General features: G+C 71.5%; 23 protein-coding genes. 6 read left to right on the forward strand and 17 right to left on the reverse strand.

The features are described from left to right. Positions 1–23 precede the first annotated feature (23 nt). Positions 24–461, forward strand: a complete 438-nt coding sequence (locus ITJ68_RS12190; protein ID WP_194661537.1) for a YdeI/OmpD-associated family protein — start codon at positions 24–26, stop codon at positions 459–461. 205 nt (positions 462–666) lie between these two features. On the opposite strand, the gene ITJ68_RS12195 is transcribed toward ITJ68_RS12190, so the two are convergent. The 10 genes from ITJ68_RS12195 to ITJ68_RS12240 all read right to left on the reverse strand — a co-directional run bounded on the left by ITJ68_RS12195 (position 667) and on the right by ITJ68_RS12240 (position 13,775). After that, the gene (locus tag ITJ68_RS12195) at positions 667–1,530 is read right to left on the reverse strand and encodes an NAD(P)H-hydrate dehydratase (RefSeq protein ID WP_194661538.1); all 864 of its coding nucleotides are present in this window, start codon (positions 1,528–1,530) and stop codon (positions 667–669) included. Then, complete coding sequence (locus tag ITJ68_RS12200) at positions 1,523–2,269, reverse strand: histidine phosphatase family protein (RefSeq protein ID WP_194661539.1); 747 nt, start codon at positions 2,267–2,269, stop codon at positions 1,523–1,525. Before ITJ68_RS12200 ends, ITJ68_RS12195 begins: the two co-directional genes overlap by 8 nt. Positions 2,270–2,293: 24 nt before the next feature. Continuing rightward, positions 2,294–3,259, reverse strand: coding sequence for a hypothetical protein (locus tag ITJ68_RS12205; RefSeq protein WP_194661540.1), 966 nt, complete (start codon positions 3,257–3,259; stop codon positions 2,294–2,296). Between the two features lie 275 nt (positions 3,260–3,534). Then, positions 3,535–6,543: an alpha-mannosidase gene (locus tag ITJ68_RS12210; protein WP_194661541.1), complete on the reverse strand. Its 3,009-nt coding sequence runs from the start codon at positions 6,541–6,543 to the stop codon at positions 3,535–3,537. A 33-nt stretch (positions 6,544–6,576) separates the two neighbouring features. Further along, on the reverse strand, positions 6,577–7,479 hold the full coding sequence (locus tag ITJ68_RS12215) for a carbohydrate ABC transporter permease (protein ID WP_416354649.1): 903 nt from the start codon (positions 7,477–7,479) through the stop codon (positions 6,577–6,579). 2 nt (positions 7,480–7,481) lie between these two features. Continuing rightward, the gene (locus ITJ68_RS12220) at positions 7,482–8,432 is read right to left on the reverse strand and encodes a carbohydrate ABC transporter permease (RefSeq protein WP_083393053.1); all 951 of its coding nucleotides are present in this window, start codon (positions 8,430–8,432) and stop codon (positions 7,482–7,484) included. A gap of 110 nt (positions 8,433–8,542) precedes the next feature. After that, positions 8,543–9,898, reverse strand: a complete 1,356-nt coding sequence (locus ITJ68_RS12225) for an extracellular solute-binding protein (protein ID WP_194661542.1) — start codon at positions 9,896–9,898, stop codon at positions 8,543–8,545. Between the two features lie 92 nt (positions 9,899–9,990). Beyond that, positions 9,991–10,851, reverse strand: a complete 861-nt coding sequence (locus tag ITJ68_RS12230) for a PhzF family phenazine biosynthesis protein (RefSeq protein ID WP_194661543.1) — start codon at positions 10,849–10,851, stop codon at positions 9,991–9,993. Between the two features lie 246 nt (positions 10,852–11,097). Further along, positions 11,098–11,946, reverse strand: a complete 849-nt coding sequence (locus tag ITJ68_RS12235) for an aminoglycoside phosphotransferase family protein (RefSeq protein ID WP_194661544.1) — start codon at positions 11,944–11,946, stop codon at positions 11,098–11,100. A 251-nt stretch (positions 11,947–12,197) separates the two neighbouring features. After that, a complete protein-coding gene (locus tag ITJ68_RS12240; protein WP_323743308.1) occupies positions 12,198–13,775 on the reverse strand; it encodes a phospholipase D family protein in 1,578 nt (525 codons plus the stop codon). Between the two features lie 58 nt (positions 13,776–13,833). On the opposite strand from ITJ68_RS12240, the gene ITJ68_RS12245 reads away from it, so the two are divergent. The 3 genes from ITJ68_RS12245 (at position 13,834) to ITJ68_RS12255 (ending at position 16,154) form a co-directional block, all read left to right on the forward strand. After that, positions 13,834–14,394: an MOSC domain-containing protein gene (locus ITJ68_RS12245; RefSeq protein WP_194661545.1), complete on the forward strand. Its 561-nt coding sequence runs from the start codon at positions 13,834–13,836 to the stop codon at positions 14,392–14,394. Positions 14,395–14,486: 92 nt separating this feature from the next. Further along, a complete protein-coding gene (locus ITJ68_RS12250) occupies positions 14,487–15,050 on the forward strand; it encodes a TetR/AcrR family transcriptional regulator (RefSeq protein ID WP_194661546.1) in 564 nt (187 codons plus the stop codon). A gap of 78 nt (positions 15,051–15,128) precedes the next feature. After that, positions 15,129–16,154: a zinc-binding dehydrogenase gene (locus tag ITJ68_RS12255; protein ID WP_194661547.1), complete on the forward strand. Its 1,026-nt coding sequence runs from the start codon at positions 15,129–15,131 to the stop codon at positions 16,152–16,154. Positions 16,155–16,181: 27 nt separating this feature from the next. Here ITJ68_RS12255 and ITJ68_RS12260 read toward each other — a convergent pair whose 3' ends face one another. After that, positions 16,182–16,679, reverse strand: a complete 498-nt coding sequence (locus ITJ68_RS12260; protein ID WP_194661548.1) for a pyridoxamine 5'-phosphate oxidase family protein — start codon at positions 16,677–16,679, stop codon at positions 16,182–16,184. A gap of 166 nt (positions 16,680–16,845) precedes the next feature. Here ITJ68_RS12260 and ITJ68_RS12265 point away from each other — a divergent pair, with 166 nt between their 5' ends. Further along, positions 16,846–17,421, forward strand: coding sequence for a TetR family transcriptional regulator (locus ITJ68_RS12265; RefSeq protein WP_194661549.1), 576 nt, complete (start codon positions 16,846–16,848; stop codon positions 17,419–17,421). A gap of 55 nt (positions 17,422–17,476) precedes the next feature. Here the strand turns inward: ITJ68_RS12265 and ITJ68_RS12270 are convergent, their stop codons facing one another. After that, positions 17,477–18,913 (reverse strand): MFS transporter, encoded by a 1,437-nt coding sequence (locus ITJ68_RS12270; protein WP_194661550.1) that lies wholly within the window; start codon positions 18,911–18,913, stop codon positions 17,477–17,479. Between the two features lie 225 nt (positions 18,914–19,138). Continuing rightward, complete coding sequence (locus ITJ68_RS12275; RefSeq protein WP_194661551.1) at positions 19,139–19,639, reverse strand: MarR family winged helix-turn-helix transcriptional regulator; 501 nt, start codon at positions 19,637–19,639, stop codon at positions 19,139–19,141. Between the two features lie 91 nt (positions 19,640–19,730). Here ITJ68_RS12275 and ITJ68_RS12280 point away from each other — a divergent pair, with 91 nt between their 5' ends. After that, complete coding sequence (locus tag ITJ68_RS12280; RefSeq protein ID WP_194661552.1) at positions 19,731–20,669, forward strand: NADP-dependent oxidoreductase; 939 nt, start codon at positions 19,731–19,733, stop codon at positions 20,667–20,669. On the opposite strand, the gene ITJ68_RS12285 is transcribed toward ITJ68_RS12280, so the two are convergent. The 4 genes from ITJ68_RS12285 to ITJ68_RS12300 all read right to left on the reverse strand — a co-directional run bounded on the left by ITJ68_RS12285 (position 20,632) and on the right by ITJ68_RS12300 (position 22,499). Further along, positions 20,632–21,036: an SdpI family protein gene (locus ITJ68_RS12285; protein ID WP_194661553.1), complete on the reverse strand. Its 405-nt coding sequence runs from the start codon at positions 21,034–21,036 to the stop codon at positions 20,632–20,634. The two genes, ITJ68_RS12280 and ITJ68_RS12285, sit on opposite strands and share 38 nt — an antisense overlap. Beyond that, the gene (locus tag ITJ68_RS12290; RefSeq protein WP_194661554.1) at positions 21,033–21,281 is read right to left on the reverse strand and encodes a hypothetical protein; all 249 of its coding nucleotides are present in this window, start codon (positions 21,279–21,281) and stop codon (positions 21,033–21,035) included. Before ITJ68_RS12290 ends, ITJ68_RS12285 begins: the two co-directional genes overlap by 4 nt. 152 nt (positions 21,282–21,433) lie before the next feature. Further along, on the reverse strand, positions 21,434–21,640 hold the full coding sequence (locus ITJ68_RS12295; RefSeq protein WP_194661555.1) for a DUF4177 domain-containing protein: 207 nt from the start codon (positions 21,638–21,640) through the stop codon (positions 21,434–21,436). Positions 21,641–21,854: 214 nt separating this feature from the next. Then, complete coding sequence (locus ITJ68_RS12300; RefSeq protein WP_194661556.1) at positions 21,855–22,499, reverse strand: GntR family transcriptional regulator; 645 nt, start codon at positions 22,497–22,499, stop codon at positions 21,855–21,857. Positions 22,500–22,595: the final 96 nt, after the last annotated feature.

The following is a 22,595-nucleotide window of genomic DNA, read 5'->3' on the forward strand; positions in this document are numbered from 1 at the left end:
CTCGGACCAGCCTGGAGGCTCGGATGCAGTTCACGACGACGGTCCTGCAGGCGCGGAAGACGGCGACAGGACTCCCCGTGCCGTCCGACGTCATCGAGGCGCTGGGGTCGGGGAAACGCCCCGCCGTGGTGGTCACGCTGGACGGGGGCTACACCTACCGCTCGACGGTCGGCGTGATGAACGAGCAGTTCCTGGTGCCCCTGTCCGCCGAACACCGCGAGGGGTCAGGCGTCGCCGCCGGGGACTCCGTCGTGGTGACCCTCACGCTCGACACCCTGCCGCGGTCGGTCGACGTGCCCGAGGACCTGTCGGCGGCGTTCGCCGAGGCCGGGGTCCGTGCGGCGTTCGACACGCTGTCGGCCTCGCGGCAGCGCGCGCTGGTCGACCCGGTGACGCAGGCGAAGGCCCCGGAGACCCGTGCGCGCCGGGTGGCGAAGGCAGTGGAGTCGCTCCGGGGGTAGGGAGCGCGGGTCCTGGCCCCCTCGTTCCCTCGCCCCCTCGCCCCCTCGCCTTCGCGGGTCCTTTCGCGCGGAGCGAGTGGTTCCGCGCGGAGGAGGTCGTTCGTTCCGACCGCCTCCGCACGGAAGGACTTCCCATCGCGGACGTCGTGGGAAGGAACGCGCGCCCGTCGTCGCGCCGCGGGTCGAGGACCGAGGGGCCCGAGGGTCAGGCGCCGAACTCGACCAGGACGCGCGGGATCTCGTTCAGCAGCTCGCTCGCCAGGTACCCCATGGGTCCGACCTGCACGGCGAGGCGGTCGCCGGCGGCAGCGTGCACCTGAGTTGCCCACACGGTGGCCTGTGCGACGTCGGCACCGCGGGCGAGCAACCCGGTGATGGCGCCGGAGAGGACGTCGCCGCTCCCGCTGGTCCCGAGTCCGCCGGCCCCGGTGCCCTTCGCCCACGCGCGGCCGTCCGGCGCGGCGACGACCCCGCCGAGCGACACGACGGCACCGTAGCGTTCGGCGATCTCGGCCGCGTCGGTGTGGTCGTCGGAGGTGTCGTGCCCGAGGAGGCGCTCGGCCTCTCCCGAGTTGGGCGTCATCACCAGACGCCCGCGGAGCGGTGCGAGCTCGTCGACGAGGTCGGACGCGACCCCGAGCGCGAAGGCGTCGAGCACGACGACGGTCTCGTCCCCGACGGCGGCGGCGAGTCCGGCCACGAGGTCGCGGCTGCCCTCGGGCTCGTCCAGGCCGGGTCCGACGAGCACGGCGTCCGCGCTGCCGAGGTCGTCCGTCAAGCTCTGGATCGCGCCGACGGCGACGTGGCCGTCCTCGTCCTCGTCGAGTGGTTGGACGCCCGACTCCGGCAACGCGACGGCGACGTGCAGGGCGACGCTGCGGGCCACGGCGAGCGTCAGTCGTCCACCGCCGACGCGCAGGGCCGCGGTGGCGGAGAGCATCGCGGCGCCGGGGGTCTTCGCGGCGCCGCCGATGACGAGCACCTGGCCGCGGCCGTACTTGCTGCCGCCGGTGTCGGGCAGCGACCACTCGCGGAGCAGGTTCGGGGTGACCGGGGTGGGATCAGACATGGACGTCGTCCTTCCGTCCTTCGTGCTCGGTGACCTCTGCCGCCGGGTCCTCCTCGAGGTGCCCGGTGCCCGAGAACTCCTCGAGCGTCCACGGACCACCGACAGCGTCACGGCGGAGTCGGGTCAGCGAGGCGTTGGCGACCGTGTGTGTCGCCGCGAAGTCCATGAGGGCGGTCTCGTCGAGGTCGAGGCAGACCGCGACGACGAGCATGACGACGGCGTCGTGTGCAGCGACCACGAGCCGCTCGGCTCCGTCGATGCGGTCGACGTCGGAGAGCACGGAGCGCAGCCGGAGCATGACGTCGACCCAGGACTCCCCGCCGGCCGGCCGATGGTAGTACTTCCCCAGCCACTGGCGACGCTGTTCCTCGTCGGGGTGCAGGTTCTGGGCACCGGTGCGGGTGAGGCGGTCGAGCACGCCGAGCTCCCGGTCACGCAGCCGTTCGTCGACCCGCTTCGTCGGTTCCGCCAGGCCGCCGGCCTCGAGCGCGATGCCGATCGTCTGCTGTGCCCGGCGGTAGGGCGAGACCCACAGCGCGACGGGCACGTCGTCGACGCCACGTTCGGCGAGTTCGGACCCGAGGGCCCGCGACTGTTCCTCGCCGAGCGGGCTCAGCGGCACGTCGGCGTCACGGTGGTCGACCTCGATGACGTCCGCGCCGGCGGCCTCCGCTCGACCGGCTGCGACGTTCGCGGTGGACTCCCCGTGGCGGACGAGCCAGATCTCGGTGACTGCCATGCCGCCACGCTAGGCCGTGTCGGCTCAGGCCGCAGCCAGGATCGCGCTCGGGCCGGGGCGGACCGCGCACGGGAGACCGGCAGCGCGAAGACGGTGGACGAGGGACGCGGGCTCGTGGAGGTCCCGCCACTCGGTCCGGACGACCCGGCGGACGTCGGGCACCGTGAGCAGGGCCTCCTGCCGCCGTTTCTCGTCGAGGAAGACCTCGGTCGGTGACCGCCCGGCGAGGTACCGCGCCTGTGTGTACTTCGCCCGGCCGTCGACCTCGACCACCACGCCCTGTTCCGGGAACCAGAAGTCGACGATGATCCGCCGACCGTCCACGACGAACTCCTGCTGCAGGACCGGCTCCGGCAGGCCGAGCTCGCGGAAGACGACCCGAGCGAACGACTCCGCCACGGACCCAGATCGTCCGTCGGCCAGGTCGAACACGAGCTCAGCGACTCGACGTCCGCGTGCACTCGGATGGGTGTCGAGTGCCCACCGGAGGTCCGTCAGTGTGGCCCCGTTCCGCAGCGCCGAGTCCGTCAGCACCACGGCGGCGCGGACGTCCCCGGTCAGGGCGACGTCGACGACCGTGCGCGGGACGGTCGTGACGAGGGCGGATCCGCTCCGGAAGGACTCGGTCGGGTGGAGGGACCGCGTGTGCAGGACGAGGCCCGTGGTTCGGCTGCGGTAGCGGGACCTGGGTACGGTCACGTGGACCTCGTCGGGCCACCCGTGCAGCGAGGGGAGCCCGAGGAGGGCGGCCGCTGACAGGTGGGAGGCGGTCGCCGGTTCCCCGAGCCGTGCCAGACGCGCGTGGACGCGGGTGACGTGACGGGTGCGAGGCCCGGCGGCGTCCCATTCGGCGGCTCGGACGAAGGCGTTCGGGCCGACGCGGACGAGTCGGTCCGGCCCCTCGCGGGCTGTCCGGCGGCGCATCGCCGAACCGGTCCGCCCGGCTTCTCGTGTCGGTGTGGCGCGGTGGATGGGGAGTGGTCTGTCCATGACGACCACGATGCCCACTCCCACCAGCACCAGGCGGGCCGACGGCGGGTCTGGGGACGAGCCTCCCGTCCGCCCCCCTGTGGAGGAGATCCCCTTCCTTCCCAGACCACCCGCGATGCACAGCGAGAACGCGCACAGGGGGTCGGAACGAACGACCTCCTACGCGCGTTTCGACCCCCCACACGCGAAACAACCCCCCACGCGCGAAACGACCTCACTCCCCACCCCCACACGACGCCGGACGGACGCACCCGAGCCCGTCCGGCGTCGCGGCCCTACGCCCGCTGCACCCGCAGCGTGACGATCTCGAACGGGCGGAGCGTCAGCGACACCGGCGAGCCCGCGTCCCACGTCGCCCCGAGCGGCCGCTCGAGCAGGTCCACCTGGGTCACCGAGCCGACGGCGAACCCGAAGTCCACGCCGACGCCGGTCGCCCGACCGCCGAGCGCCTCGTACAACCGGACGATGACGTCCCCCGATCGGTCCTCCGCGAGCTTGACGGCCTCGACGAACACCTGCGGCGAGGACACCACGACGAGGGGCTCCACCACAGCCGTCCCGGGAGCCGACCGCACCGGCAGGTTCAGCCGGTAGCCGGAGTCCGCGGCGTCGAGCACCGACACACCCACGCGCAGCACCGTGCGGAACACGTGGTGCCCCTGGTCGGCGTGCGGGTCCGGGAACGTCGGGCCACGCAGCAGCGACTCGCGCACGAGCGTCGTCGTGCCGCCGTCCGGCCGGGTCGCTCTCGTGATGTCGTGCCCGTAGGTGGAGTCGTTCGCCACGGCGACGCCGAAGCCGGGCTCCGCGACGTGCACCCAGCGGTGCGCCGAGGTCTCGAAGCGGGCGAAGTCCCACGAGGTGTTCTGGTGGGTCGGCCGGTCGATGTGGCCGAACTGGATCTCGCTCGAGGCCTGGTCGGCCTTGAGGTCGAGCGGGAACGCCAGCTTCAGGAGCTTCTGCTGCTCGTGCCAGTCCACCTCGGTCTCCACGACGAGCTCCGGCTCGCCCTCGACGGCGGAGTACCGCGTGGTGACGGTGGATCCTCCGGTCGGACGGACCACCACGAGGGCGTCTCCGTCGATCGTCACGGAGGTCGCGGCCAGGGGCTTCCCGTTGCGCTGGTAGGCGCGGTCGATGTCCCACGCCTCCCACTGGTTCGGGGTGTCCCGGAAGACCGTGTACTCGGCAGCGGCTGATCCGGGGGCGATCGCGTCACGCCCGGACGCGCGCTCGACGAACGACACCACGTGGCCGGCGCCGTCGATGGTCGCCAGGACCACGCCGGTGTCGAAGACGAAGCCGTCACCGGACCGGACGGGAGGCACCGCTCGCGCTGGCACGCCGACGGAACCTCCCAGCGCGGTCACGTCGCCGGCCGTGACGGGCGCGGCGTTGAACTGGACGACGGATCCGCCGTCGTCGCCGCCGGCGAGCGCCGTCGTCGCGGTCCCGATCAGGCCGTTGAGCACCGTGGCCACGCGGGCGTACTGCTCCTCGGCGTTCTCGTAGACCCAGGCGATCGAGGACCCCGGCAGGATGTCGTGGAACTGCTGGAGCAGCACCGTGTGCCAGGCCTCCTCGAGCTCGTCGTACGGGTAGTCGGCGCCGAGTCGGACCGCAGCCGTGGCAGCCCAGAGCTCGGCCTCGCGGAGCAGGTGCTCCGAGCGGCGGTTGCCCTGCTTCGTGCGGATCTGCGACGTGTAGGTGCCGCGGTGGAACTCGAGGTACATCTCCCCCGACCAGACACCGGGCGTCGGGAGCTCCTGCTCGAGCTGTTCGAACACCTGGGCGGGCGTGCCGAGCGTCACGCGGGGTGAGCCGTCGAGGTCGTGCTGCCGGTGGGCGGCGCCGACCATCTCGCGGGTGGGTCCACCACCGCCGTCGCCGAAGCCGTAGAGCAGCATCGACGTGTTCGCGGTGCCGCGCTCCTTGTTCTGGCGCTCCCCGCGGTGCAGGTCGGCGGGCGAGACGTCGGAGTTGTACGTGTCCGCCGGGGGCAGGTGGGTCAGGACGCGGGAGCCGTCGATGCCCTCCCAGTGGAAGGACGTGTGCGGGATGACGTTCGTCTCGTTCCACGACGGCTTCTGCGTGACGAACCACTTCGACCCGCTGGCGCGGATGATCTGCGGCAGGGCGCCGGTGTACCCGAACGAGTCGGGGAGCCATGCCTCGGGGGTGTCGATGCCGAACTCCTCGAGGAAGAAGCGCTTGCCGGCGACGAACTGCCGCGCCAGGGCCTCCCCTCCGGGCAGGTTGGTGTCCGACTCGACCCACATGCCGCCGACCGGGATCCACCGGCCCTCGGCGACGCGCTCCTTGATCCGGGCGAAGACGGAGGGGTACTCGTCGCGGATCCAGGCGTACTGCTGTGCCGACGAGCACGCGAACGTGAAGTCGGGGTCGCGGTCCATCAGGTCGAGCACGTTCGAGAACGTCCTGGCGCACTTGCGCTTCGTCTCGCGCACGGGCCACAGCCAGGCGGAGTCGATGTGCGCGTGTCCGACGGCGATCGCGTGGTGCGCGGCTGCCGAGGCGGGCACGGCCAGCACGGGTTCGAGCACCGACCGTGCCGCCGCGGCCGAACCGGCGACGTCGTCGGGGTCGAGCGCGTCGGCCGCCCGCTCGAGCGCGCGGAGGATGTCCGCGCCCCGGGTGCCGTCGGTGGGCAGCTCCGCCATCAGGCCGCGGAGGACCCAGAGGTCCTGCTGCAGCTCCCACACGGTGTCGTCACGCTCGACGACCTCCAGCGCCGCCAACCGGTAGATCGGCTCGTCCCCGGCGGTCGAGCGCGACCCGAGTGGCGTCGCCCCCTGGAAGTCGTCGCCGCCGATGTCCGGGTTCGCGCCGGCCTCGACGTAGAGCTCGAACGACTCCCCCGGACCCACCTCGAGCGGGACGGCGTTGTTCCGCGGCTCGATGGCCTTGATCGTCGTGCCGTCGGGGCGGTACGCGAGCCCCTCGGCCTGGAAGCCCGGGTGCCGCTTCGTGAAGCCGAGGTCGACGAACAGCTCCGCCACGGTGCCCTCGGCGGTCCCGAAGTCGTCCGGCACGGTCCCGGTCACTCGGAACCACGTCGTGCCCCACGGCCGACCACCCCACGGGGAGCCGACCGTGAACGGGGTGAACGACTGCGTCACCGCCGAGTCGAACGGCACCGGTTCGCCCGGGACCTCCCAGGCCTCGATGGTGACCGGGGCCGAGCGCCGGTGGACCGCGGGGTCGACCCGGTCCCGGACGAGACGGGCGATGCGGGCGTGGACGAGCGGTTCGTCATGGTGCATGGAGATGGGTTCCTTCCCAGCGGTGGAGTCCGGTCAGCCCTTGATGCCGCCGGCGAGGGCGTTGCCCCCGCCGAGGCCGCGGGACACGACCACGTAGAGCGCGATGACCGGTACGGAGTAGACGATGGAGAACGCGGCGAGCTGCCCGTAGGCGACGGCGCCGTTCTGCCCGAAGAAGTTGAAGATGCTCACCGCGGCGGGCACCTTGTCGGGCGAGAGCAGCAGGACGAACGGGACGAAGAAGTTCCCCCACGCCTGGATGAACACGAAGATGAACACGACGGCGATGCCCGGGCGCATCAGCGGGATGACGATCCGCGTCAGCGTGGTGAACATGGACGCACCGTCGGTCCAGGCCGCTTCCTCGAGCGAGATCGGGACCGAGTCCATGAAGTTCTTCGCCATCCAGATCGCCATCGGCAGGCTGGTCGCGGCGAGGAAGAAGATGCAGCCGTAGATGTTGTCGATGAGGTTGAGCGACACGAACAGCGCGTAGACGGGCACCATCATCGCGGTGATCGGCAGGCCGGTCCCGAACAGGATGCTGTACAGGAACGGCTTGTTCACGCGCATCTTGTACCGGGACAGCGGGTACGCCGCCAGGAGCGCGACGACCACGGTGACGACGGCGGTGCCCCCGGACAGCAGCAGGCTGTTGGCGAGCGGGATGAACGACAGCTCGGGCGTCAGCACCTTGGCGAAGTTGTCGAGCGTGAACTGCGACGGGATCTTCACGGACAGCGATGCCTGGGCGTCGAGCGAAGCGAACACCAGCCAGAGCAGCGGGACCGCGAAGCACGCGGCGATGACGAGCAGGACGACGTTCGCCGTCCACCGCATGGTGCGACCGCGCGGCGACGTCATGTGCAGCGCGCCCGGGGCGGTCACCGAGCGGGTGACGTTGGACACGGGACGGTCAGGAGCGGTGATAGCCATGGTCAGTCCACCTCCGGCTTCAGGGCCTTGATGTAGATGATCGAGAAGACCGCTCCCACCACGAGCAGGATGGTCGCGATCGCCGTCCCGAAGCCGAGCTGCGAGAACTTGAACGCCTCTTGGTAGGCGAGGATCGGCAGGGTCGATGAGTTCGTCCCCGGTCCGCCACCGGTCATCACGTAGATGAGCGTGAACACCGACAGGGTCTGCAGCGTCGTCAGCATCAGGTTGGTGGAGATGCTCCGGCGGATCACCGGCAGCGTGATGTAGACGAGTCGCTGCCAGCCGGTCGCGCCGTCGACCTCGGCCGACTCGGTGATCTCCTCGGGGACCTCCTGCACGGCGGCCGAGTAGACGAGCATCGAGAAGGCCGTCCCACGCCAGATGTTGGCGAGGATGATCGCCAGCATCGGGTACGTGTAGAGCCAGTTCGCGCCGCTGATCCCGAACACCGACAGGAACGAGTTCAGCGTGCCCTCGTCGTTGAAGAAGGCGTAGGCCGCGAACGAGGCGACGATCTCCGGCAGGACCCAGGCCGCGACGACGAAGGTGCCGACGATCGACCGGACGACCTTGTTGGCCGAACGCATGAGCAGCGCGAGGCCGAGCCCGAGGACGTTCTGCCCGACGACCGCCGAGGCGAACAGGAAGACGATCGTCAGGATGACGGACTTCGGGAAGTCCGGGTCCTGGAACAGCTCGACGTAGTTCTTGAACCCGACGAACTGCTGGTCGGCAGCGCCGGCGCCGGTGAGCGCCGAGTTGGTGAACGACCCGTAGAACGACGAGATGACGGGGCCGAGCAGGAAGACGATGAGGAGGACGACGGCCGGCAGCAGGGGCACGGCTCGGGTGGCGTTGCGCAGCGGTCGCCGCTTGCGCGGGACCGGCGGATCGGTGCGCTTGGGCGCACCGGGCGCCGACAGGGTCGGCGCGAGGGGGGTGGTGGACACGCTGGTTGCCTTCCGGGTGCGGAGAGGGTTCCGAAGGTGGGGAGAGAGCGGTCGGGAGGCGCGGTGCGGGACGGCACCGCGCCTCCAGGCCGTCAGATGGTCCGGCTGCGTCAGCCCGAGACGGTGTGGTCCTTGCCGACCGTCTGGACGACGGCGTCGTCGTACGCGGCGGCGGCCTGCTTCGGTGACTGCTGCCCGGTCATCACGGACTCCATGGCGACCTGGACGGCGTTGGAGATCTGCGAGTAGTCGCTCGTCGCCGGGCGGAAGTTGGTGTGTTCCACCAGTCCGGAGAAGAACTTGAACGTCGGGTTGGCGTCCGTGTAGGCGGAGTCCTCAGCGACGTCCTTGCGGACCGCGATCTGGCTGTTCTCGGTGTCGTACTTCAGCGAGCCGTCCTTGTTGAGGAACGTCGTGATGAAGTCGAACGCGGCCTGCGGGTTCTTCGACTTGCTGCCGACGGCCAGCGTCCAACCGCCCGACATGCTGTTGTAGCCCGGAGCCTGGCCGTTCTGCGTCGGCATCGCTGCCTGACCCATCACGTCGTTCCACTCCGGCCACGGGGCGGTGCCGCTCTTCAGCCAGGTGCCCGACTGCCACGAGCCGTCGAGGTCGATCGCGAGCTTGCCCTTCGGCAGCCAGGTCTGGGCGATCGTGGTGCCGACGTTCGTGTCGAGCGCCTGCTGCGGGGTCGGGCCGAGGTCGCCCTGGTACACGTCCTTGATGAACTGGAGCGAGTCCTCGAACTGCTTCGAGCCGGTGACCCACTTCTTGTCCTTGTACAGCGTGTTGCCCGAGCCGTCCGCGCCGTACAGGAGCATCTCGAAGCCCTGCATGGTCGACGCTTCGCCCTGGGCCTTGCCGGAGTAGACGTTGAACGGGATGGTGTCCGGGGACTTCTGCTTGATGGTCTTCGCGGCGGCGAGCACGTCGTCCCAGGTCTTGGGCTGCCACGGGACCGGCAGGCCGACCTTCTTGAAGATGTCCTTGTTGTACCAGAGGGCCCGGGTGTCGGTGCCCATCGGGACGCCGTAGGTCTTGCCGTCCACGCCCTCGCCGGCCTGCTTGGCGTTGTCGAAGAACTGGTCCCAGTCCTTCCACTTCGCCGTGTACTTGTCCAGCGGCAGGAGGTACCCGGCCTGGGCGTCGGCCTTGACGAGGAAGGTGTCCTCGTACATGACGTCGGGTGCGGTCGCCGGCGCCTTGTTCATCAGCGCGAGCTTCGTGTAGTAGTCGTTGCCCTGGGCCTGGATCGGGACCAGCGTGACGTTCTTGCCCGGGTTGGCCTTCTCGTACTGCTTCTTGACGACCTTCATCTGGGCGTCGAGCTGCTGGAAGGCGCCGAACTTCTGGTAGGCGATCTTGATGGTGTCACTCGAGGCGGACCCCGAGCTCGAGCAGCCTGCGAGACCCACTGCGGCGACTGCCACGGCTGCGAGTCCAGCGATGATGCGGGTGCGTTTCATCGGTGCTCCTTTGCACGGATTCGCGGGCTACAGTGCCCGCGCTGCGCAGTTAGTCCACCGTATTGACTTAACCCCTGTCAAGACCTGCCGCGTCACGGTTCGGGCGCAGTGTCCGACCACCCCGCGATGGGCGTCGCCCCACCGCGGACCGTGATCCCGCCGCTCGCGGTGACGTCCACCAGCAGGATGCTCGGCCGCCCGACGTGCCGCCCCTGCCGGATCACGACGCGGTCCCCAGCCCGCGCACGCCCGATCGCCCGCAGGTAGGCGCCCGTCGACGCTGCAGCCGAACCGGTCGCCGGGTCCTCGGTGATGCGGCCGACGGGGAACAGGTTCCGCGCCTCGTACTCCCCCGGCCGGGTCGGGTGCAGCACGGTCACCGTCCCGGTCCAGCCGCGCTCGCGCTTGAGGTCGGCCAGCGCCACGGGGTCGAAGCGGAACTGGTGGAAGAGCTCGCGGTCCTCGAGCACGACGACCGGGTTCCAGTTGCCGGCGTAGGACTCGAGCACGGGGTACCCGTCCGCGACGTCGTCCGGGGTGAGTCCGAGGAGCGCCAGCAGCCGCGCGGGGTCGAACTCGCGCAGGTCCGGCTCGACGCTCGTCATCGCGACCTGCACGGCGCCGTGCTCGTCCAGGGCCGTGTCGAGGGCGACGTCCCCCGCGGCGGTCACGAACACCCGCGGTCCGACGCCGTCACGCTCGGCGAGCACCACCGCGAGGGCCACGGTCGCGTGCCCGCAGAACGGGACCTCGGCGGCCGGCGAGAAGTACCGCACGAGGACGCGGTCGTCGGTCACCCCGGTGACGAACACGGTCTCCGCGTACCCGACCCGCTCGGCGATCGCGAGCATGTCCGCGTCCGAGAGCGCCGCGGCGTCGAGCACCACCCCGGCGGGGTTCCCGCCGTCCGGTCCGGCAGCGAAGGCGGTGTACCGGAGCACGTCGGGTTCCATGTCCCGACGCTAGCGGAGCGCTCGAGGACCCTCGCGGTCCACTCCACGGTCCGTGGCCCGCATCGAGGGAGCAGACGGGAGGCTCGGTGCCAGCTGGCACCGAGCCTCCCGTCCGTCCGTGGTCGCGTCAGAACTGCGTGGTGCCCCGCGCGGCGCTGGTCGCCGGGATCGTCGACGTGGTCGTCGGCAAGGCACGGGGGACCGAAGCGACGGTCTGAGCACCGGACCGAGACGGACCGGCGGCGGTCAGAACGCGGCGAGTGCGTCGCGGACCATGCGGAGCCCCTGCGCTTCGAACGTCTCGTCGTCGACGGCGAAGGCCCACACAGCGGTACCGACCGCCTCGCGGAGCTGCAGCCAGCGCCACGTGTCCGGCTCGCGAGGATCGTCGCCGTAGCCCGCGAAGAAGGCCTGCTCGAGTGACGGGTCGCTCTGCCAGTGCAGGACCGCGAGCCGCGTGAGGTCGAACGCCGGCGGACGGAAGGCGAAACGCCCGAAGTCGATGGCGTGCAGGCGACCGTCGTGCACGATCCAGTTGCGCGGGTGCCAGTCGCCGTGCGTCGGCACCACCGTCACGGGGCCCGGGGTGAACGTCTGCAGCAGTGACCGGGCTCGTGCCGCGCTGTCAGGGGCGATGCGGTGCGGGGTGTCGAGGGCAGCGAGCACCTTCGCCTGTTCGGCGGCCAGGAAGTACTCGTCGATCCTGGCCGTCTGGTCGTGCAACCGCCGCAGGACCGTGCCGGCCTGACGATGCAGGTCAGCCGAGGTCTCGTCGGGCGTCGTAAGTGCGAGATGCCCAGGGATGCGGTCGAGGACCAACACCCGGGCATCGACGTCCGCCGCGACCATCCGCGACGTGTCGCCTCGACGGACGAGTGCGCCGGTCCACTCCTGGTGCGCCGCGAGTTCTCGGGCGAAGTGCGTGTTCTGCGGGCCGCAGGCCTTCACGGTGTACTCGCGATTGCCGCTCCGGACATGGAACACCCGGGTGTCGAGCAGCCCCCATGAGTCGTCGGAGACCACGGACGCCGCTGGGAGCACCCGTCGGACGAAGGCGACCTGCGCGTCGGTCAGCCCGCTCTCGCTCCACTGCATGTGTCGAATCTACGGACGATACGTGCTCGCTCGAGCATGGTCGGCGTGTGTGTCGATGTCTGACGAGCAGCGGTTTTCGTTCTCCGGCGTGACGGATCCGGTTCGCGGATCCCGGGGCGAGCCGACCAGATCCGTCACGGCGCGAATCAAATTCGGCCCAGCTACCAGGCGGCGGGTTCCGGGCTCAGACCGAGAAGGACGGGAGGCTCGGGGGCCGCTGGCCCCGAGCCTCCCGTCCGTCCGGGGGCGTGTCAGAACTGCGTGGTGCCCCGCAGGGCGCGCGGCCGCCCGTCCGGGTCCACCGCGAGCCGCGCCGCCGGGGCGGCCCACAGGCGCTGCAGCGCGGACACCGGCTCCGGCTCGTGCTGCCGGATGCGCCCGGGGGGACGGGGGCCCGGTTGGCCGTCCTCGTACCAGTGGTCGAGCGCCCGGGCATGGGACCGCCAGAGCGCGAGGAGCTCGGCTCCCGAGCCGTCCAGCCGCGGGTCGTCCGGGGTGGTCGCGAGGTGTTCTGCCCAGAGCTCGTGTCGGAGGTCCCGCGCGAGCGACCCGTCCCCTGCAGAACTGTCGACCACGGCGCAGGTGAGCTCGCTGTCGGAGGTCCAGGAGCGCCGGTTGAAGTTGTCCGAGCCGATCGTGAACCAGGCGTCGTCGACGATGCAGACCTTCGCGTGGATGTAGATCGGGCGGCCGGACTCGTGCTCCAGGTCGAACACCCCCACGCGGTCGGGGGCCGAGCGACGGAGGGTCGTGATCGCGTCGATCTGCCCGAGGCGGCTCGGCGGCCCGCCGAGCACGCCGTCGGAGTTCGGGTACCGGGGCACGAGGATGACCACGCGGAGCTCGGGGTTCCGCTCGAGCGCCTCGGCGATGCCGGTGGCGACCTCGCGGGACCAGAGGTACTGGTCCTCGATGGTGATGAGGTCCCGGGCCGTGCGGAAGGCCTTGCCGTACGCGCGCGCGATGCTCCGCTCGCCCTGTGGCGCGAACGGGAACGGCGGGCGCTTCACGCCGTAGGTGCGGAGGAGCTGCACCGCGTGGTCCCCGGCCGGCGGCGGCGCGGGCGTGCGCTCGGGCAGCGGCTCGGGGCGGCGCGGCATCCGGACGAGGCGCTGCAGGAGCATCCGGTACGGCAGGCTGCGGTCGAGCGGGTGCGGGTCGTCCCACCGTTCGGCGAACACGGCGAGGACGTCGGCGACGACCGGGCCGCGGAGCTCCATCGAGGCGTCGTGCCACGCCGGCTGCTTGCCGTAGCGGGAGTCGATCGAGACCGGCTGCGGGTCGCCCTCGTGCGCGGCGTCGTCGCGGCGGCTGTGGCACAGGTCGATGCCACCGACGTAGGCGACGTCCCGCGCGGGGTCGTCCCGGTGCTGGATGACGAAGAACTTCTGGTGGTGGGAGCCGAACACACGGACGCGCTGGTCGAGGAGGACCTCGCCGCCGGCGTCGTTGATCTTCCGCCCCAGCAGTTCGTTCGCCCGGGAGCTGAGCGACGCCGAGATGCGCTCGCCGTGGGAGCGCCAGATGAGCCCGCGGACCTCGACCCCTGCGCGTGCCCGGTCGGCCAGCAGGTCGCCGATCGTGGGGCCGTCGGGCAGCAGGCGCTCGTCGGCGTCACCGCGCCAGTCGGTGAACCACACGCGGTCACCGGGCTCGAGCGCGGTCAGCTCGGCGTGGATGCGCTCGAAGTACGGCGCCCCGTGCACCAGTGGGCGGACGAGGTTGCCCTCGGACCAGGCGGGGGTGTCACCGGCACCGGCGTGGACCTCGGTGGCGGTGTTGCCGCGCTCGTCGCGGGACAGGAACCAGTGACGCGGGTCGATGGGCACGGTCGAACACTACGGGCAGCGCTTCCCGAGGACCCCGGGCGTGCGCGAGAATCGCCCCATGAACGCTGAACACGAGGACAGGCCGCGCGTGGTCGCGGTGAGCAGGGACGGCGACCACCGGTTCAGCAAGCCGGTCGTGCAGGAGCTCACCCTCGTCGAGGGCTGGGGCGTCGAGGGCGACGCCCACGCCGGCACCACCGTGCAGCACCGCTCACGGGTGGCGCGGGACCCCTCGCAGCCGAACCTCCGTCAGGTGCACCTGATCCACGCCGAGCTGTTCGACGAGGTGGCCGAGGCCGGCTACGCGGTCGCGCCGGGGGAGCTCGGCGAGAACGTCACGACGCGCGGCATCGACCTGCTCGGCCTGCCGGAGGGGACTCTGCTGCACCTCGGCGACGACGCCTGCGTCCGCGTCACGGGCCTGCGCAACCCGTGCCAGCAGATCAACGGCTTCGAGCCGGGGCTCCTGCGCGAGGTGCTGGGCAAGGTGGACGACGGGGTCGTCGAGCGCAAGGGTGGCGTGATGAGCGTCGTGGTGTCGGGCGGGGTCGTCCGGCACGGCGACGCGGTCCGCGTCGAGCTCCCGGAGGGGGAGCAGACGCCGCTGCAGCCGGTGTGACCCCCTGACGGACGGGAGGCTCGGTGCCAGCTGGCACCGCGCCTCCCGTCCAGCTCTTGACAGCAGCCGCTTGTAAGTGTTTGATCAGTCACATGCCCGCCACCGGAACCAGCCCCCGCTCCACCGCCGAGGCGCAGCGTGCCCGGATCACCGCGGCGGCCGTCCGGGTCTTCTCGGAGAAGGGCTACCACGCCACCCCCGTCGCGGACGTCGCGACCGAGGCCGGCGTCTCGCCGGCGTACGTCTTCCGGCTCTTCCCCGGCAAGCTCGGGGTGTTCGTCGCTGCGGTCGAGGACACCTACGAACGCGTCGCCGAGGCGCTCGCCGCGGCCGGCGAGTCCAGCGCCGAGTCCGACCCGACCGCTCGACTGGCATCCATGACGAACGCGTACATCGCGCTCGTCGAGGACCGCGACCTCATCATGATGCAGGCGCACGCGCAGAGCGCCAGCAGCGTGCCCGAGATCCGCGACGCCGTGCGCAGCGGACTCGGCGAGGTCGTCCGTGCCGTCGAGCGGGCCTCGGGGGCGGCGCCCGCCGACGTCCAGCGCTTCGTGGCGTACGGGCAGCTGTGTCACCTCATCGTGCAGACGGACCTGTCGGCCGTCGGTGCGTCGTGGGCGCAGTCGATCACGGCCGGCATCCGGCACCGCTGAGCAGCCCCGCTCCTCGCCTTTCTCTTCATGTCCGCAGTTGTGACTGTTCAATCAGTAACCAAAGGAATCGAGATCACCATGAACGACACCACCACCCACGTCGTCCTGCCGGGCATCGTCGAGCCGGCCGGGCTCCTGGTCGAGGAGACCCCTGTCGCGGCGCCTGGAGCGGGGGAGATGCTCGTCACCGTCGAGGTGACCGGCATCTCCTACGCCGAGCGGGCGATGCGACGCGGCCGCTACTTCATGCAGCCCGCGTTCCCCTTCACACCCGGGTACGACCTCGTCGGCACGGTCACCGCGGTCGGCCCGGGCGTCGACCCCGCGATGACCGGGCGGCGCGTGGCGAGCCTGACGAAGACGGGCGCCTGGACCGGACGCGCGGTCGTCGCCGAGCGCGACTCGGTCCTCGTGCCGGACGGTGTCGCGTCCGAGGACGCCGAGGCCGTCACGGTGAACGGCGTCACCGCGTGGCAGATGCTCCACCGTGCCGCGCGGGTGCGTCCGGGGCAGACGATCCTGGTGTTCGGGGCGAACGGCGGCGTCGGCGGTGTGCTCATCCAGCTCGCCCGGCACCACGGCGTCCGCGTGATCGCCGCTGCGTCCCCGCGGCACCACGAGGCCCTGCGACGGGACGGCGTCGACGCCGTGGACTACGCCGACCCCGAGCTCGAAGCCCGGGTGCGCGCGCTCGCTCCGGCCGGGGTCGACGCCGTCTTCGACAACATCGGCGGTGCCACGACGCAGACCGCTCGGTCCCTGCTCGCCCGCGGAGGCGTGCTGGTCTCGTACGCGATCATCGACGCGGTGAGCGGGACGGGCAGCCTGTGGCCGCCGTTCCTGTCCCACGTCGGCCGCATCGCGTTCTGGAACGCGCTGCCCGGTCAGCGCGCGGTGTTCTACGACCTGTGGAGCGGACACAGCCGCACGCCGAAGCGGTTCCGCGCGCACCTCGAGGAGGACCTCGGGCGGGTGCTGGAGCTCGTGCGCGACGGGGTCGTCACGCCGAGGATCGCCGCCCGGTTCCCGCTGACCGAGATCGTGCAGGCGATGGAGCTCGCGGAGTCGCGGATGCTCGACGGCAAGGTGGTCCTGCTGCCCTGACGTGGGCCGCGCCGCGACTCCGGTCGGTCAGAGCTCGACGGTGCCGTTCTCGATCGGGTCCTTGTCCGGGTTCCGCGTGACCGCGGCCCGAGCGGTCTTCGCGATGTACGCGACGGTGCTGCTGGGCCCCTCCCAGTACTCGGCGGAGTCCGCTTCGACCTTGATCAGTGCCAGACCCGCCGTGTCGAGCCCGTCCGGGAACCAGGCCTGCAGGGGCTTCACCCACAGTTCCTCGGCCTTCTGGCGGTCGTGGACGACGCTCGCGCGGCCGGCCAGCGACGTCCACGAGTGGCCCTTCGTGTCCGAGAACGACACGTTCACCTCGGGGTGGATGCCGATCTGCTCGGCCTTGGCGGAGTCGTCGTAGGCGAAGAACCACAGGTCGCCGTCGAACTCGGCCTCCTGCAGCGCCATCGGGCGGCTGACGTGCTTGCCGTCGGTGGTCATCGTGGTGAGCATCGCGACCTTCGCGTCGTTCATCAGGTCGGCGATGTGGTGCTGGTCGCTGGGGGTGGTGTCGGACATGGGTGTGCTCCTCGTCGAGAGACCGGGTGGTGCTCGTGACGCTACGCGCGGGCGGTCGGGAGGCTCGGTGTCGGTGCGTCGCGCGGCTTGCCGCGGCGCACCGTCGTCGCGAACGGGCTGCGGCGTGGAGCCCCGTGGCGACCCGCCGCTCGGTACGGTGATCGACATGGCCACCTTCACGCCCCCGCCCACCGACGCCATGCGTGCGAAGCTCCTGCTCGCAGCACGCGAGGAGTTCGCAGCGGTCGGCATCACCGGCGCCCGGATCGAACGCATCGCCGCGTCGTCCTCGAGCAACAAGGCGCAGATCTTCCACTACTTCGGCAGCAAGGAGGGCCTGTTCGACGCGCTCTACGCCCAGACGCTCGCGGAGACGCTCGCGCTCGTGCCCCTCGACGCCGGGGACCTGCCCGAGTACGCCGGGCGGCTGCACGACGCCACGGTGCAGCGGCCGTGGGCGCAGCGCCTGGTGACCTGGTACCGACTGGAGCGCGGTGACGCAGCCCCGATGGAGGCCGTCGTCGCGGGCAACGCCGAGGCGGTCGCCGAGATCGAACGGGCGCAGCGCGCGGGGGTCCTGCCGCGGACCCTCCGTCCGGCCGTGCTGCTCGGGCTCGTGGTGCACCTGGCGGCGTTCTGGAGCGAGACCAGCCCCGAGTTCGACGCCCTGGTCACCGCGATGATGCCGGCCCGACGTCGGCAGGTCGTGGTGGACGCGGTCGCGGCGCTCGTGCGGCGCTGACCACCTCCCGGCCCGGCGCGCCCGCGTCCTTCGGCGCTGACTGCGTCCGGACCGCTCAGCTCGCGTCCTGGCCATGGCGGGACCGCACGATCCCGACCGTCACGAGTGCGGCCGCCACGAGCGTCAGCACGACGCCGGCGACCTGCACGCCCGACTCGAACTGCGCCAGCCGCGTGCTCGTCCAGACGGTCGTCGCGATGCTCCCGCTGACCATGGCAGCCAGCACCGCTCCCGAGGCCGCGATCCCGACCCCTGTCGCCAGCTCGCTCGCCGTGTCCACGAGCGCGGCGCCCATCGAGGTCCGGTCGGCGGGCAGCCCGCGGAGGACGTCGTTGCCGGCCACCACGCCGACGACCCGCATGCCGGCGGCGACGAGCACGAGTGCGGCGGCCACCCACCCGTAGCCGAGGTGCCCGAAGGCGGCGAACACCCCGAGCCCGAGGACGACGGCCACCGAGCTGGACGCTGCCGCCCGACGGAGCCCGACCCGCTGCACGAACGGCCCGACGAACCGGCCGCTGGCGAGCAGCACCACGACCTGCGGCAGCATCCCGACGGCGGCGGCCGCCGGTGACCAGCCCCAGCTGAACTGCAGCTGCAGCGTCACGAGGTAGGACAGCCCCGCGACGGCGAGTCCCGCGCCGGCCTTGAACGCCAGTCCGCTCGTCACCAGCGGCCGAGCGACGAGTGCGAGGTCGAGCAGCGGGTGCCGGGCCGACCGTTCACGCAGGACGAACGCGACAGCTGCCACCACGGTCGTCGCAGCTACCGCCCACGTCTGCCACGACCAGCCGAGGTCGACCGCGAGCGTCGGCGTCACGAGGGCCCCGGCGATGGTCGCGGTCCCGAGGACGGCGCCCGCGAGGTCGATCGGGGCCCGGTGGAGTCCCTCTGCGGTGTCGGGGCCGATGCCGGTCCGGATCCCGACGAACGCGACCAGGGCGATGGGGGCGTTCGCGAGCAGGAGCACCTGCCACGGCGCCACGGCGAGCACCAGGCCGCCGATGGTCGGGCCGATCGCCAGGCCGACCAGTCCCGCCGTCGAGATGACGGTGAGGGCGCGGACGCGCAGGTCCTCGGTGTCGAAGAGCCGGAACGCGAGCGCCATCGACCCCGGGGTGGTCATCGCGGCGGCGACGCCCATCACAGCGCGGAGGGCGATGAGCTCCGGGGTGGTCGTGACGACCACGGTCGCGAGGCTCGCCACCCCGAGCAGCACGAGCCCGACCAGCATGACGCGGCGGCGGCCCACCCGGTCGGCGACGGCGCCGAACAGCAGCATCAGCCCGCCGAAGACGACGGAGTAGGCGCCGGTGACCCACTGCAGCCCGGTGGTGGTGGCGTGGAGTTCACGGCCGATGGTCGGCAGCGCCACGTTGAGCAGCGAGTTGTCGAGCATCTCGAACAGGAACACGGCGGACAGGCCGGCGAGGGCGAGCCACGCCTCGCGGAGCGAACTCGGCGCGAGGCGACGGAGCGTGGGGACGGACATGAGCGCACTCCTTCAGGTGAAGAAGTGGCGACTCGAGCGAGTCACGTGCGCGCGCCCGGCGCACGTGGCGCGGGCTTTTTCCCTCTGCGCACACCGTAGATGACGACGGGGGCCGGCAGCAAGCACGGCTGCGGGGTCCGCGATGGCGCGGAACACCGGACGGGAGGCTCCCCACCGGGCCGGTGGGGAGCCTCCCGTCCGGTGGGTGGCCGACCGCGGAACGCCTCAGGACGCCTTGCGGCGTCGGGGGCTCGCGGATCGCGGCGGGGCCGCGCGGAGGCGGTCGCCGACCTTGCCGAGGACGGCCGCGAGGGAGTCGACCTCGTCCGTGGTGAGCGACTCGAAGAGCAGGCCGCGGACGACGGCGATGTGCCCGGGGAAGACGGTGGCGAGGACGGCGCGGCCGGCCTCGGTGATCGTGACGACGACACGGCGTTCGTCCTGGGGTGCGGTCGATCGGCTGACGAGTCCGCGCTGGTCGAGCAGCTGTGCCTGGTACGTCAGGCCGCTGCGGCTGTAGACGACGCCGTCCGCAAGGTCGGTCATGCTGCGGCTGCCGGTTGGGTCGTCGCCGAGCCGCGCGAGCAGCTGGAACTGCACGTAGCTCAGGCCGCCGGCGTCGCGGAGCTGCTGCTCGACCGCGGGACGGAGGAGTGCGCTGACCTCGGTGAAGGCGAAGTACGCGGCGAGCTCCGTCGGGGAGAGTCCGGGCTGGGGTTCGACCATGGTCCGATCCTACCGTTGCTTCGAGTTCGAAGCAGTGCTACCGTGAGCAGCAGTTGCTTCGAACTCGAAGCACATGATGAGAGGCATCACCATGAAGGCAGTCCGTTTCCTCGAGGTCGGTGGACCCGAGGTCCTGCAGTACGTCGACGTCGAGCAGCCCCAGCCGGCCGCCGGCCAGGTGCGGATCCGCGTCGCGGCGTCCGCGTTCAGCTCCGCCGACACCGGCATGCGAGCGGGCGTCCTGCCCATCCCGGTGACGCTCCCGCACGTGCCTGGCTACGACGTGTCCGGCACCGTCGATGCACTCGGCGACGGCGTCCAGGGCTTCGCGGCTGGCGATGCCGTCATCGCGTTCCTGCCGATGGGCGAGGACGGCGGCGCGGCGGAGTACGTCGTGGCGCCCGCGGACGTGCTGGTCCACGCGCCGACCAGCATCCCGCTGGCCGATGCGGCGGCGCTGCCGTCGGTGGCCCTCACCGCGCAGCAGGCGTTGTTCGACGACGGCGGGCTGCAGGCCGGGCAGCGAGTGTTCATCGTCGGTGCGGGCGGTGTCGTCGGCAAGTACGCGGTGCGCCTGGCGAAGCGCGCAGGCGCCTACGTCATCGCCACGGCGAGCCCCCGGAGCGCCGACGCTGTCCGCGCTGCGGGTGCGGACGAGGTCGTCGACCACACGGTGTCGTCCCTGCGGGAGGCCGTGGCCGAGCCGGTCGACCTGCTCCTGAACCTGGCGCCGATCGAGCCGGCGGAGTTCGCCGCCCTGGTCGAGCTGGTCCGCTCGGGTGGAGTCGTCGTCAGCACCACCGCGTGGATGCCCGCGCCGGACGATGCTGAACGCGGGGTGCGGTCCGTCGTCGTGTTCGTGCGGAGCGACGTCGCGCAACTCGCAGAACTGGTGCGGTTGGTCGACGCGGGGGAGCTGCGGGTGGAGGTCTCGCGGCGGATCCCGTTGGCCGAGCTGCCGGCACTGCACGCCGAGGCTGCCGATGGCCCGGTCAGCGGGAAGGTGATCGTGCTCCCGGAAGCGGTGTGACGGAGAGGACCTGATCGGGCAGATCGGTCTCGGGGCGGTCCGGCTCGGGGCGCTGGCGGACGGCGCGCACGGCGATCCAGGTGCTCCAGACCGACCCGGTCACCGCCGCTGCCGCGATGGCCACGACGAGCGGCTCGCTGTCCCACTGGCCGAGCAGACATCTGATGACCCCGGCGACGGCCATCACCGCGGCGGTCGTGAGCATCGGGACGAGGGCTGCCTGGTGCGCTCGCTGCCATGCGTCAGGGTCTCGGAGGGTGGCCGCGGTGCGGATGCCGAGCCAGCGGTTGCGGGGGACGACGCCACGGGCAGGGAGCACGACGCTGAGGGCGACCAGCACAGCTGCGGCGATCTCGACGACGATCATCGGGGCCGCTGGGGGGCCGGCGACGACATCGGGCTCGTCGTCTCGAGGGCGTCTGGCGCGTCGGGCGGTGGCGTGTTCCCGGCGAGATGCGCTGCGGTGGTTGCGATCCACAGCGCTGCCAGGGCAACGAGTCCGACGATGCCCGGGCCGGCAACGACGAACGCCACGACGAGTGTCACGAGTCCCGCGAGCATGAGCGCCACCGGGAGTCCGCGGCACCTGGTCGTTCCTTGCTGACTGGTCATGCCGCACCCCTCCTCGATCACCATCCGGCCAGACTCATCCTGCCGGTAGCGTGTGACATACGCAACAGCGATTCAGGGGGACCGGGAGCGACGATCGGAAGCGGGCCGACACGACTGACGGTTGAGCCGTGCCGGCCCGGACCGCGCCGGCGTCAGCTGAGGCTCTCGAAGACCATCGTGGCCTGGATGCGGTCGCCGCCACCGAGGCCCTTGCTCCCGCTGCTCGCCGTGGTGATCGTGTGGAGCCGGTAGCCCTTCGCCGCCTGCTCGTTGATGGTCTGCTCGAGGGACGTCAGGTTGCCCGAACCGGTCCCGAGGAACTTCTCCTTGAGGATCACCTGGAGGACGACGTACTGCATGGGGAGCTCCTTCTGAGGTCATCGGCGAACCGGACGTCGCCTCGGCCAGTGTCTGACGCGCAGCCACCCACGCCGTAGCCCCCGTTCGCGCTGCGGCGGGTCAGGCGACCACATCTCGCGCTGTGTCCGTCTCGGGAGCCGGCATCGAGACGCGGGGCGAGACGGACTGGAGGCTCCCCACGAGCTGGCGCCGAGCCTTCAGTCCGCTGCCGCGTCAGCGTCCTACGTCGGCGGCCGACCGCAGCGTCCGCTCGGCGTCGTCGAGGTAGTCGGCCAGCAGTGCAGACGCCGCCGATCGGTCGTCGGCCCGCAGCGCGTCGACGATCGCCTCGTTCCGCTCGACGAACCCGGCGTGGAAGGACCCGGGGTCGTCCGTGGTGAGGAACGCGAGCCGCATCTCGGCGAGCAGTCCGTCCATCAGGCCCCAGATCCGTTCGCTCGGGACAGCTCGGACGAGTGCCGCGTGGAAGCGGATGTCGGCGGTGCCGACGGCACGCCAGTCGCCGGCGGCCGCAGCGGCGCGCGCCTCGGACACGGCGGACGCGGCGTCGGCGAGGGCGGGGGAGGACGGCGTGCACGCCCAGACGGCAGCCGATTCGAGCACGCGTCGGGCGGCGTAGAGGTCGACGACGTCGGCGGCCGAGAGTCGACGGACGAACACCCCGCGGTTGAAGACGTGCTCGACGAGTCGGTCGCGGGCGAGGAGTCGGAAGGCCTCGCGCAGCGTGTTCCGGGAGACCCCGAGCTGGTCGCTCAGGCGTTCCTCGGACAGCTGCGCGCCCGGGGCGAAGTCGCCGGACGCGATCATCGTGCGCAGCCGGGTCGCGGAGGACTCGGCGCCGCTGACGGTTCGGCTCATGCCCCGATCCTGACACGGGCGGGGGGCAACTCCTCCACAGGCAGCGTGTGTGACCGCCGTGTTACAAGTCGCGGAAGGGTCTTGTGATTGTTGAAC

The organism is Curtobacterium sp. VKM Ac-1395, assembly GCF_015350975.1.
Classification (GTDB): domain Bacteria; phylum Actinomycetota; class Actinomycetes; order Actinomycetales; family Microbacteriaceae; genus Curtobacterium.